The sequence below is a fragment of the Sporomusa termitida genome (assembly GCF_007641255.1).
GTDB lineage: Bacteria > Bacillota > Negativicutes > Sporomusales > Sporomusaceae > Sporomusa > Sporomusa termitida.
The window spans coordinates 599722-612204 of sequence record NZ_CP036259.1 but is presented as its reverse complement, the minus strand read 5'-3'; the positions used below and the strand labels follow the sequence as shown (position 1 = coordinate 612204).

The 12483-nt window shown below is 49.0% G+C and carries 10 protein-coding genes; 1 reads left to right on the top strand and 9 read right to left on the bottom strand.

Going from position 1 to position 12483, the window contains the following annotated elements; translation table 11 throughout:
* Positions 1-23 precede the first annotated feature (23 nt).
* The 6 genes from SPTER_RS02685 to SPTER_RS02660 form a co-directional block, all read right to left on the bottom strand.
* A complete protein-coding gene (locus tag SPTER_RS02685; protein WP_144348937.1) occupies positions 24-1046 on the bottom strand; it encodes a TIM barrel protein in 1023 nt (340 codons plus the stop codon).
* A 684-nt stretch (positions 1047-1730) separates the two neighbouring features.
* Entirely contained in the window at positions 1731-1937 is a 207-nt protein-coding gene (locus SPTER_RS02680) for a DUF1858 domain-containing protein (protein ID WP_144348936.1), read from the bottom strand.
* Between the two features lie 692 nt (positions 1938-2629).
* Positions 2630-3709 carry a uroporphyrinogen decarboxylase family protein gene (locus tag SPTER_RS02675; protein WP_144348935.1) on the bottom strand — a complete coding sequence of 360 codons (1080 nt, stop codon included), beginning with the start codon at positions 3707-3709 and terminating at the stop codon, positions 2630-2632.
* Between the two features lie 162 nt (positions 3710-3871).
* Complete coding sequence (locus SPTER_RS02670; protein ID WP_144348934.1) at positions 3872-5338, bottom strand: nitrogenase component 1; 1467 nt, start codon at positions 5336-5338, stop codon at positions 3872-3874.
* A 65-nt stretch (positions 5339-5403) separates the two neighbouring features.
* The gene (locus SPTER_RS02665; protein WP_144348933.1) at positions 5404-6720 is read right to left on the bottom strand and encodes a nitrogenase component 1; all 1317 of its coding nucleotides are present in this window, start codon (positions 6718-6720) and stop codon (positions 5404-5406) included.
* Positions 6721-7111: 391 nt separating this feature from the next.
* A complete protein-coding gene (locus SPTER_RS02660) occupies positions 7112-7930 on the bottom strand; it encodes a class I SAM-dependent methyltransferase (RefSeq protein WP_144348932.1) in 819 nt (272 codons plus the stop codon).
* A 349-nt stretch (positions 7931-8279) separates the two neighbouring features.
* On the opposite strand from SPTER_RS02660, the gene SPTER_RS02655 reads away from it, so the two are divergent.
* The gene (locus SPTER_RS02655; protein ID WP_425474351.1) at positions 8280-9554 is read left to right on the top strand and encodes a hemolysin family protein; all 1275 of its coding nucleotides are present in this window, start codon (positions 8280-8282) and stop codon (positions 9552-9554) included.
* A 4-nt stretch (positions 9555-9558) separates the two neighbouring features.
* Here SPTER_RS02655 and SPTER_RS02650 read toward each other — a convergent pair whose 3' ends face one another.
* The 3 genes from SPTER_RS02650 to SPTER_RS02640 form a co-directional block, all read right to left on the bottom strand.
* Complete coding sequence (locus SPTER_RS02650; RefSeq protein WP_144348931.1) at positions 9559-10737, bottom strand: trans-sulfuration enzyme family protein; 1179 nt, start codon at positions 10735-10737, stop codon at positions 9559-9561.
* A gap of 364 nt (positions 10738-11101) precedes the next feature.
* Positions 11102-11629: a ferredoxin domain-containing protein gene (locus tag SPTER_RS02645; protein ID WP_144348930.1), complete on the bottom strand. Its 528-nt coding sequence runs from the start codon at positions 11627-11629 to the stop codon at positions 11102-11104.
* Positions 11630-11830: 201 nt separating this feature from the next.
* Positions 11831-12478 carry a corrinoid protein gene (locus SPTER_RS02640; RefSeq protein ID WP_144348929.1) on the bottom strand — a complete coding sequence of 216 codons (648 nt, stop codon included), beginning with the start codon at positions 12476-12478 and terminating at the stop codon, positions 11831-11833.
* Positions 12479-12483: the final 5 nt, after the last annotated feature.

Below are 12483 nucleotides of genomic sequence, written 5' to 3'. Positions count from 1 at the left end.
AACCTACCTTGAGCCTTGCCGAATTACCGCTCCGGTTTCTTGTTTACAGTCCGTACAGGCTTATTAAGCTGCCGTCGCCGTTCCGCCGGCCTTAGCAAGGCTTCCTGCTGACGCCGGATTTTCCTTTCCCAGTTGTCATTGAACGGTTCTGAGCGGAAGTGATGCACCAGCACCTCCGGTCTCACTTCATAAACAATACGTTTAACCGCCGGTACCCGGAATGGCTGCTGTTCGTCAATACGCAGCCGGTATTCCGGCCATTCTTCCGCCCTCAGGTTCCCCCCGGCAATCTGTCTTTGCCTGCGCAGCACATACTCCCCTGACAACGAGCAGTTTAAGCGCAGGCCCCGGATATCCTCCCGGTACAGCCGCAGCTTGCGCAGCACCGCCAGAATATACTCTACCCCCTCGACCTCAGTTTTCAGGTGATGATTGGTATTCAAAAGATGGCCTGTGTTCAGCATAATGCCAATATTGGGGTGCCGCACCCCCCGTATCAGTCTGAGTACTGTAGGCTTATCCTGCAGCCGCAAACCCGGAAACCACTGGTTTTCGAAGAGTAGCGCCATATCGTCGGGGATGCAGGCTACGAGTTCATTGATAACCTCAACGGCAGCAGTGACGACTTCCTCGTCGGTAGTGCCAAACTGCCAGGTATAGGCCTCCCAGGGCTTGACCTCACCGACCGGAAAAACCAGATATCTGGCGCCTGCCGCCCGGGCGGCATTAATTTGCTGCCGGCAGCCTTCCAGCCATTCGTCGCGGGTCAAACCGCCATAATAGGCTTTAATGTTCTCCTCGCTGCCAAACCGGGACAGGAGGGCCTGCTGATCCTGCCGCCAAAAGTCCAGCCAGCATTCCCCCGGGGCAAGGGCGGCGCCGTACACCCACTGCGGTGACGGCCAACCGGCCTGCCAGGCGGTACCAAGCTGTATTTCGATGCCGTCAAGCCGGTGGCGCGCCAGTAAAGGCTGCAGCCAGTCAGACCGGGCATAGCCGGGTTCGTGCCTGCCTGAGCAGTTAGACAGGCTGATTAACTGTTTCATAGAGCTCCTCCCCTTTTACGGTTCCGCTGTGATTTCGCTGTAAACAACTGCATCGCACTCCCCCTAATGTTAACTAAACCTTACCAATACTTGTTCCTTAGGACGGTCCGAATATCAGCTATGGCTGTATATTGTCGTTCTGTGTCTAAAAGACACAGAAAAATGTTAAACATTGTGTAATGAGGGACAGGCTACATTCCTTCTTTCATGATATCTCAGTCCCGGCATGATGTAAATACCTCAAATGAGGTTAACCATGCCTTATTCGCCTTTTTTCGCTCCGGCCTGGCTGCCCCCGCAGGGTAACCCTCTTACTACTTGCATTATAATTAATAAAGAAGCCAAAAGACGTCCCCACTGCTTCCTTTTCCTCATAGATACGCTCTATCCAATTGATGCAAACCAATCCTTACAAATTAGAAAAACTTGGCTTATGCCAAGTTCTTTAGGATAGGGTAAAGAAGGCACGCCTGCGCCGAGCCTTGGGCGAAAGCGTAAGCCGATGTTGCCCTTAGCCAGGGAAAGTTATACTTTCCCTCAGGACAAGAAAGGCAAAGCTAGGTTTCCTTGCGGAAACTCTTCTTTGCCTTCAGCAGCTTATACTGATCAGTCAAAACTACATCTTTTTCAATTTTCTACAATTGAAAACTCAAGCTTATCGTTAAAATTCATTCCGATCAAGTATCAATTCGAATTATCCTGAATTACTTTATTGAGGTCGTTAATTAAAATTTCAATATCGATGTCATGAGCGCGCGCGCCTTCTTCTAGATTCTCAAAACCAGCCGCTGCACAGCCAAAACATCCCATCCCGTATCGCCGGAACACAGCAATGGTATCCGGATATTTACTGACAACCTCCCTGATACCCAATTCTTTGGTAATAGCCATAAATCTCATCTCCTATATCTTACTCTTCTCCCACAAGGAAAAACTATCACAAACGCTGCCTGGTCCCCTTAATCTGCAAATCCGCACCTCCCTTAAATAGATCTTTTTGTCTTGCCCAGATAAATTAAAAAGCCGGGACGCCCGGTTTGCGTCTCCAGCTTAGTCGCCAGTCAACCTATCGACTCCATTCAGGTATAGCACCTGGCTAACCTGCTCTTTCTGAAATTAATAAAAGGCCAGATTCATGTAGAACCGGCCTTCAGCTTGTTATCTAATCGGCACAAGTGCTTATAATGGATTTAGATTTAAGTTCCATATTTTGTATTATAGTACCATATTAAATTATATGTGTCAATGGCCAAAGTGAAGATTCAACTTTTCGCTGCAGTATTTTTTGTTGTGCATTCCCGTAGATTTCCTGGGCAATAAATTGACCATTGGGCCACAACCGGCTATGATTGCTGCTAAAGTAAAATCACTCAGCAACATGTGTATGACGGCGGCTCGGAAAAATGCGGCCTAAGAGGTTGTAGCAAGAGCTATTGCGTTGGGGGTGAGAATTACTGTGAAGATTTTGTTTCCAGACTAAAAGACTGCTTTCGCTACAATGCAACAAGTAATTCAGAACCCCAATAAGCAATAATAATAGCTGCGTCAAAGGCTCCCCGTTTCCCCCATGAGCTACACACATTTTAGTTCAATCTTCCCGGATCAATTGGATACCGGCCAAATTCTCTGGCCGCCTGGAACAAGGCATGAACATTCTCTACCGGAGCTTTCATCGGCAGACCGCAGCCTAGTGCCAGGATATAACCTTTGGGATTGTCATACGCTTTGCCCAGGCATTCTTTAGCCTCCCGCATCACATCCGCCGGCTTTCCTAAAAACATCGTTGCCGTCGGCTTAATATTTCCTAATAGTGCTGTCGACTTGCCCACAGCAACCTTCGCTTCCGCTAAATCGATAGTATCGTCCAGACTTAATATCCCGGCGCCGGTATTAGCCATATGCAGCCAAATTTTTTTCGTATTGCCGCATATATGAAGAGCGGGAGCGCAGTCGGTAAGTCTTTTGATATTACTAATCAATTCACTCAGATAAGGAAAGGAAAATTCAAAAAAATGCTGAGGACTAATTAGGCTTGTTGATGCGGTGGGATCAGCAATACTGACTGTTACTCCTATTTTTGCCGCCGCCCGCACATAAGCAAGAGTACTTGCCAGGGCATACTGCAGCAACCTATGAGCAAACTCAGCGTTTTGGTACAAATCCCGTAAAAAAGGTTCAGTACCTCTGATGTTGGCGGCCACAGTAAAGGGCCCGGCCACATTAGTTGTAACCGGCACTTCTGCGCCCAATCGCTCCATTAGGATTTGCAAGGCCGCCAAATGCAGCGGCAAGCGTCCTTGCGTCCAAGGATCAGGAATAACAAGGCGGTCTAACCCCCCTTGCTCTTGTATGGCAAATTCACTGATGTACGGGGAATTTTCACCCTGAGGATATACCACGGTACTGCCGGCAGCCTCGGCAATCCCATGCAAACCCGGTCCGGTAAGCACCGCTTCCACACCAAATATCCGGCGTGAAGCCAGTTGAACCTCGACAATTTTTTCGGCAGAAAAATAGTACTCCCAATGCTTAACGCCTATCAATTGTGCTGCCTGATAGCTAGGATTTATGCTGCAGGGGATTCTGTCAAAAGGCTTGCCCGCTAATACGGCCGCTATTCGTTCCTTAGGAGTCATCTCATCGGAATAACCGGCTTTTGTCATTTTGCTTTCCCCCTAATATATACACTGTACCCTTACGGAAACAAGAATAGGCTGGGTCCAAGCCTTGTTGAACGCCGGCGGAAACCGCTGTTGCCAGAGGATTCTATACTATACACCGTAAGCATTTATAAATTTGCCTAAGCTTGTTGGCTATGTTGAAACCTATTGGGATGCTTCCTCCAAAAAAGCAAAGCTGTCTTGCCGCAGCCACCAATCAGTGTAAGGCAGCTTAACTCTGGCTGCTAAATTCTTTGCCAGGCTGCGATTGGTCAAGGCATCAACAATCCGGTAGCCAAAGTCGATGAGCCCCTGATACCCATAGGCGGTGTACTCATCATTGATCATAATCGATGGTATGCCTAATTTCGTTGCCCACACGGTGGTACCGCCGTGACGGGCCACATACAGGTCCGGCTGCAAGCGGTTTAGCAAATTAATTACTTCAAAGTTCTGCTGGTCGGCCACACTTACGGGAAGATTATCCTCGCCGGCAAATAAATATTGGGCAGATGCCGGGCACGAGCCGTTATCATGCTGGGGATCAAAATGCCAGGTAGATCCCCAGATCACATCAATCCCTAACTCCCGCAAGGTCCGGATGTAATTTTGCCCAAAACTTGGCCCCATGCCGACCACCGCTTTATAACCTTGCAGCTGGCTTCGTATTATCGCTAATTCTGGGGCAATACGCTCTTCCTGCTGCCGGATATATTTCTCTACAGCCGCTTCCTTACCAATAACTGCGCCTAAACCGCGCAACCAGCTGTTCATCCCGGCAAGACCATGGGGTTGTAATGTTTTTACATAGGGTACGCCATATTCCTGTTCAAGAGCATTGCCAATGTAGCTGCCTAGCGTTCCGCAAATGCTAACCGTCGCCACCGCTTCCGACAAACGTGTTAATTGCTCCACCGAGCTGTACGGTAGTAAAAATACCGGCTCCAAGGCAAACTGAGCCAGCATTTCCGTAATCTGTTTGCGGGCACTGCCATTAAAATTGATTACATTTACGGTATTGGATTTTCTCACCGGCGGTTTGACCAGTGTCGTCAAAACAGCGTGAAAGGCGGCATCAAAGCCGGTAGCCCATATTTTAGAGCGAAAACCCTCGCAGTTTACCGAACCAATCGGGACGGGAATCTCTGCCTGCAATTCTTCAATTACGCTCTGTATATCTTCGCCAATAATTCCTGATACACAGGAAGTGGTAATAAAAATCGCCTTAGGCTTAAAGCGCTTATATGCTTCCTGAACAGCTTCACGCAATTTAGTCACCGCGCCGAAAACAGTATCTTCCTCCACCATGTTGGTATTAATCAAGCGGATATTTTTATGCTCCCAGCCGCGGATATGCTGGCCCCACTTATTAACAGTATTGCCGCCTACCGTATCCGCCGCGCAGCCAACCGGGCCATGATTGACCACCGCCGCGTCCACAATGCGCGAAAGCTGCCCCTGGGCACAGCCCGAGCTGCAGGCACTGGCCTGGCTGAAGCATCGTTCTTTATTGCGCAGCGACCCGCAAGCAGCCTGCCCGACCAAATCCTTGATCGTGCCCTGGTAGCCGGTAATGGAACCCAGGCGATTCTCCCTTGTTGGCACCTCGGAATGATTCAGGTTGATTGCCATAGCTTAGTGTCCTCCTCTATCTTTTTGCTTCCTCAACATATCCGCTCATCCTGCCACCCTCCCGTCTACTGGAAATCGGCCAGCACCAGTGAATAAATATCCTCCGCCAGCCGCAAGCCGCCCTGATAGCCGACATAGGCCCGATCTAAGGCCAGTCTGTCGCTGACCGGCATGGATACGGAAAGCTGGTAACCGTTAAGTTCCTCCGCCAGCACCTTATCCCAGGCGCTGCCTATGATCAGGGGGCGGCCCCGGAACTTGATCTGCCTGATATCGGCATGAGCGGCACCGCCGTCATTGGTAAAAACCACTTTAGCGGTAATGCCGTCGGTAAAGTGCTGGAACTGGGCCGTAATATCCCCCTGATACTCTTCAGGAACGCCATCAGTAATGTATTGCAGCTCCGGCAAAAGCCCCAAATCATTGATCAGAAACCGGGAAACCCCTAAGGAATAAAAGCTGTCGGCAATCGTTACAAATCGCCGGGGCAGCAATCTGGTTTCGAGCAGTACATCGGCTGAACGCTCAATATAGTAGTAGTATTCAGCCTCATGCCTGCTGATTACCCGCTCGACCCGTTTCCCCGCCACGCCCGCATACTCGCCTATGGTACGAAGAAAATTCGCGGTCTCGGTCGGGCCTATCGGCAATACCGGGTAATGCAGGTAGGGTGTATTGAATTTCTCTGCCAAATGCCGCACGTTCTTCAGGCCTACCCAGGGTGAAACCAGCAGGTTCCACTGTGCCTGCGGTACTTTATACAGAGCTTCCATACCTTTCCCCGGACCAAATATAACATTTGGTGTCAGGCCAAGCTCGGAGACAAGACGCTCCAGCTCTGTCAAATTCCCCAGCCAGAAGGCATCATGATAAGGAACCACAGACCAAATATTTACAAGACCGGGCTGGACGTTTGCCGCCGGTGGCAAATACTGGTCAATGATGGCATCAAGGACCAGCTCATGCCCAAAAAGATTAGTCCCTTTAAAACCGCCCGTTTCGGCATATACAACCGGTTGACCCTGCTCTTGAAACCGCCGGGTCGCTTCCCCCACATCATCGCCGACAATATCGGCGACGCAGCCGGTAACAACCACAAATAAATCGGCATCAAGCACTTTCAGAGAATTGGCAATGATATCCCTAAGCCGTTCATTGCCGCCAAAAATAACCTCTTTCTCACCAATGTTCGTGCACGGTACCGAGTGGCCGCCAACATAACCGGAGCCTTGACAGCCATTTTGCAAGCCCAGTGCCCCCCATAATTTCTGCCCGCAGCCGGGACCGGCATGCAGGATAGGTACAGCCCGTTCAATGGCCAGCACTGACTGCAAAGCACCTAATGAGCATACATGTCTTATCTGTTCAACATATTGAGCCATTTCATCACCTCAGAAAAAATTAGGCCACAAGAAATAGCCGGCTATTTCTGTGGCCTTCAGTTAATCCACTGATCAGCCCCTGTAGAAGGGGACGTTTCTATGAGACATTTGGGGAGGGCAGGGGAACGGATGGCCGCCTGATCAGATAAAAAAGATGGCTTGTGCCAAGTCCTTTAGGACGACGGCAGAAGCCGCCTGTGCCCTTTAGGGTATAGGCGTTCTTATGTCCACAGAATTTATTTATAAATTCTGGTAGACTAAAAAAGACTGTATCCAATAAAAATGGATACAGCCTCCAGTTTCTGACCAGTCAGCGCTGCAAATATGTATTTAAAGCCACTATACACCTATATACATTATTTGTCAATACAGTTTGCTTGGGGCAATTATTTTATTCCTCTTTAGTCGCAACGGCGAATATCGTATAATGACCGAACTGAATTCCCTGGCCGGTTCGATTCCTCTCCAGCTCCGCCTCTATATCCGCCTTGGCCTGAGCCCGCAGGGAAACCGGCACATGGTTCAGGTAATTGCCGAAACAGCTGGCCTCCTGGAACAGGGTCACCTCCCGGGGGGTTTGGTAGACCTGGACGCTGTTTTGAATCTGAACTTCATCCACCCTGAAGCCGGCCGCAGCCAGCAATTGCAGCAACCCGGTCGTTGTCAATCCGTGCTGGATGTGCGCACACTCCGCAATATTTACTATTTGCCGGTATGGCTCCCGCCGGAGCACGGTATCGGTAATTATCTGCAGGCCCGTAACCGTGTTCAATTCTCTGGCGCCGGTAGTAATACCCACGGTTCCTCCCGGTTTCAGCACCCGGGATATCTCCCGTAAAGCTAAGTCTTTATTCAATATCCAGTGGAACACTGAATTTAAATAGACTTTATCAAAGCTGCTGTCGGCAAACGGACTGAGGTCTTCGGCATTGCCGGCCTGAAAAACGGCATTGGCATATTCGTTTTTTTCCTTGGCAATGTTAACCCGGTCCGGCAAAGGGTCAATGCCGACCAAACGCCCGGCCGGGCCAAGCAGCGACAAAACATGCCTGCCCAGTCTGCCGGTGCCGCAGCCGATATCCAAAACCGCAGCACCAGGCTTGATGGCAAGCTTCGCTACAAGGCTGCAGCCTTTAGTAAACTGGGTATCGCTGATTGCTTCATAAGTATCTGCAAGGTCCCCGTTATCAAGGGTAAGATGAACCGCCATAACTTAACCTCCTTTTATTAAATAGAAACGGCTATATCCCAGTAACCACCAGGGACATAGCCGCCAGTTTTTCAACCAGCTCAACAATGTACTTGTAGACAGAGTAACCGATTATACATTATTTGTCAATATCAATCCGAAATTTCTGCCGGACCTTTTGACCGGCAGACCGGGCAAGGAAACCCTCTGTACCATAATAGACCGTGTATTTTCGGGGAACAAGGGATACACTTTTCATAGGATCTGGTTTATTAACAGAGGAGGTGGACCGATTCTTCCCGGCTCTTGGGAGGGTCGGATTTTATTGGCAGCTATCATATGGAACGTATTTTTAGTTTTGTTTTTAGTGCTGTTAAATGGTTTTTTTGTCGCTGCCGAATTTGCAATGGTTAAAGTGCGCAGTACGCAGATTGATACACTCCTGCAGGCCGGAAACATGCGGGCAAAATATGCCAAACGGCTGGTTGACCATCTCGATGCCTATTTATCAGCCTGCCAGCTTGGGATCACACTGGCTTCGCTGGGGCTCGGCTGGATTGGTGAGCCGGCCATCGCCCGCCTGCTGGAACCGATGCTGGCCGGCTTGGGCCTGTCAACAGCGATGATGCACACCGTTGCCTTTGCCATTGCCTTTTCGATCATCACTGCCCTGCATATTGTCCTGGGCGAGTTGGCGCCAAAGTCGCTGGCCATTCAACAAGCCGGCAGTGTGACACTGTGGACGTCTGTACCACTGATTGCTTTTTATAAGCTGATGTTTCCGGTCATCTGGGTATTAAACAGTATTGCTAATTGGCTGCTGCGGCTGGTGGGCATTCAGGTAGTAGGCGAACATGAGGCCGCCCATACGGAGGAAGAAATCCGGATCCTAATGGAAGAAAGCCATAAGCAAGGGTACATTAATAAGGCGGAGCTCACGTATGTTGACAATATTTTTGATTTTGCCGAAAGGCATGTCTACGAAGTGATGATCCCCCGTACTGATATGGTCTGCTTATATGCGGAGGATCCGTTTGCCGTCAATCTTGAAAAAGCGTTAACCGAGCAGCTTACCCGTTATCCGGTGTGCGACCCCGATAAAGACAACATTATTGGCTTTGTTCATCTTAAGGACTTGTTCTCAGCGCTGGCTAAAGACGAAACACCCGCACTTAGGGAAATAGTGCGGGATATCATGGCCGTACCGGCCTCAATGGCGATCAGTGATTTGTTGAAACTGATGCAAAAGAGCAAATCCCAAATTTCAATTGTGATTGATGAATATGGCGGTACAGCCGGTCTCGTAACCGCCGAAGACATCCTGGAAGAGATTGTTGGCGAAATTCAGGATGAGTTTGATGAGGAACGGCCGTTTGTCGAAATCCGGAAAAATAATATGCACTCGGTTGATGCCAGACTGCTGCTGGGGCAGGTCAATGAAATCTTCAGTCTGAACCTGGATGCCGAGGACGTCGATACCTTAGGTGGCTGGATGTCAATCCAGGTGGAAATGCCCCCACAGGTCGGCCGGAAGATCGGCTACGACGGCTATGAATTTATTGTCGAAGAAGCAGATAACAGACGGATTACCCGGGTTCTATTGCGAAAACTGGAGAACCCCGAGGCTGACACAACCCCGGATTAACTGCCTATAACCCGCATTCGGCAAAGGCTTGCTGCAGGTCGTAGATGATGTCTGCCGGCGCTTCAAGCCCCACGCTAAACCGGAAATGCCCGTTTTGAAACTCCGGCGGATAGAAATGATTCCGTTCATCATTCGGACCGGTATAAACGATCAGACTCTCATCATGACCGATAGAGACAGCCGGAACAATCACTGCCAGCGAATTAACAAACTTATTGTGCGTAGCAACATCGGCCTTTAAGCCAAAAGCCATAACCCCTGAGTACATAGTCATCTGCTTCCTGGCTATTTCATGCTGCGGATGGCTGGTAAGGCCAGGGTAGGCAATAAATTCAACGGCCCGGTGAGTTTCGAGAAACTGTGCAACCTGCTGGGCGCTCTCACTATGCTGTTTCATGCGCAGAGGCAGCGTAACAACACCGCGCATAATTAACCAGGCATTAAACGGGCTGATAACGCCGCCCAGATTGACCATGGCCTGCCGTTTAATTTGATCGATCAGTTCATGGCGGCCAATAACGGCTCCGCCCATAGCATCCCCGTGACCGTTAATATACTTTGTCAGACTATGGATGACAAGATCGGCTCCCAGGGTAAGCGGCTGCTGTAAAAACGGTGAGGCAAACGTACTGTCAACGGTAAACAAAGCGCCTACAGACCTGGCCAGCTTGGCTATTTCGGCAATATCGCTGACGCGGGTAGTCGGGTTGCCGGGTGTCTCAATGTGAATGATTTTGGTATTAGGCCGCAGGGCCTGTTTGATCGCCTGCAAATCAGAGGTATCTACAAGGCTTGTTTCAATGCCGTATTTATCAGGAAAATACTCTTTGAGCAGTCTATATACGGCAATATAAGAAACATTGGAGCAAATGATGTGCGCACCTTGTTCCAGAAAGGTAAAAAAGACACCGGCCAGGGCCGCAACCCCGCTGCCTAACACCACACAGTCTTCGCCGCCCTCCAGGGCCGCCAGTTTTTCCTGCAGATAGATCTGGTTTGCTGATGTATTCCTGGTATAAACCAACTGATTCGGATCACTCCAGTTAAGGGTTGATGCATCCTCCGGCAGGCGGTAACTGTTAGCCATGGTCAGCGGTCGCCGGATGGCACCGGTTTCTTTGTCAACCCCGTTACCGGTATGGACACACTTTGTTTGAAAACTGAATTTCTGCTTGTCAGCCATAAATAAACCCTCTTTTCATTGTTTGTAAGTCGGCAACTCCCGTATGGCAAATAAAAAGACTGAACGCAAAAGGTATTGCTACCATTTGGCCTTCAGTCAGTCTGATCAACCTTTAAACAAAATAATTATACCATTTTTTATTAAATTCTGCAATATTTATGACCCGGGAAATAGGTCACAGGTTTTTCCCCTTAATGACAAAGCAGCCAGAGCAATCGATATAATGGCAGCGACCAGAAAAAACCAGCAGCCACCGGCTTTTCCCCAAAGCTCAGCAGGCTGCTGGAATATAGCCTGCTTTTTTCAGAAAAAGCACTATTTGCCTGGTAGTAAACAAATTAGTGCTTTTTGTGTGATGTTTATATTACCTGTCAAAGAATGGACTTTTACCGGTTACGCTAAGCGGAATTGCATAAGCAATTTTAACTTCCTTTTCCAAAAGACCAATACCAATGGCTGCTTTACCGCCACTGAACATTACCCGATTGTCAGCATGGTATAAAGCAGCGGCATTCACTGCCGAACCCACAGCGATCCCCAGATCGCCGGTGCCAATCGCACATATCCCGGTACCTTGGGCACATTCTGCGCAATCAGCATAACCACAGTAGCCGCAGGGTTTGACGCCTATCGGTTTTACTCTCTGCCCCAATAGCACCACCACCGGCGCCTTATCAATACAGTTGGCATCCCGTTCGAAAAATTGCATACCCGATTCCTGGGCAATACGCCGCATTTCAGCGGAAAGTTGTTCTTTCTCTGGCCCATTTACAATGAGGGTCACAAGATTGTCCACGCCTTTCGCTTTAGGAGCCGTCCTTGCCGCCACACACATCATGTCGGCGATCTGCGCTACTGCACGTTCCTCGACTGCCTGACTGCTCGTAATCATTGGCAAATTCCCCCGTTTCTTAATGAATAATCAGCTTCTTTAATATAATAGTAAATATGCTATATTATAGCAAGTACGCACTTAAATGTGGCATAGTATCCATTTGCATACCGTAAATATTGTAATAACTCAAATAAAAACCCGCGAAATTCGCGGGTTTTTATTGCTGTTGGTACACAGACAGTTCTTATTTTAAGGAATCTACGCCAACAGCCGTTTGGAAAGTCGTACAGCCTCGGCAGCATTCACAGCATAGCCGTCAGCCCCGATTTTATCGGCAAAGCTCTGCGAAATCGGTCCGCCGCCAATAATCACCTTATAACTGGATTTAATGCCCTGAGCCTGCAAAATACGCACAACCTCGGCCATACCATCCATCGTAGTGGTCATTAAAGTAGCTACGGCTATAATATCAGCCTGAACCTCCTTAGCCTTCTCCACAAAAGTTAAGGGAGGAATGTCTCTTCCCAAATCGATCACATCAAACCCGGAGGTTTCCAGCATAATCTTCACCAGGTTCTTACCAATATCATGGGTGTCACCTTCCACAACCCCGATGACTACTTTTTGTTTTTCCCCCTGTTCGGCGGTTTTAATATGCCCCTTTAATACATCAAGCCCGGCATACATGGCATCAGAGCAGAGCAGCAGTTCGGGAATAAAATACTCTTCTTCTTCGAATAATTCTCCGGCCCGGTCCATTCCATCCGACAGGCCCTTCTCTACAGCCTCATAGGCATCAATTTTTGCTGCTACAATTGCCTGTGCCAGGCTGATAGTTTCCTCTTCATCCATATCCACAACAGCGTCTGAAAGCTTTTTGAATAATTCTTCCTTATTTTCCGACATGTTAA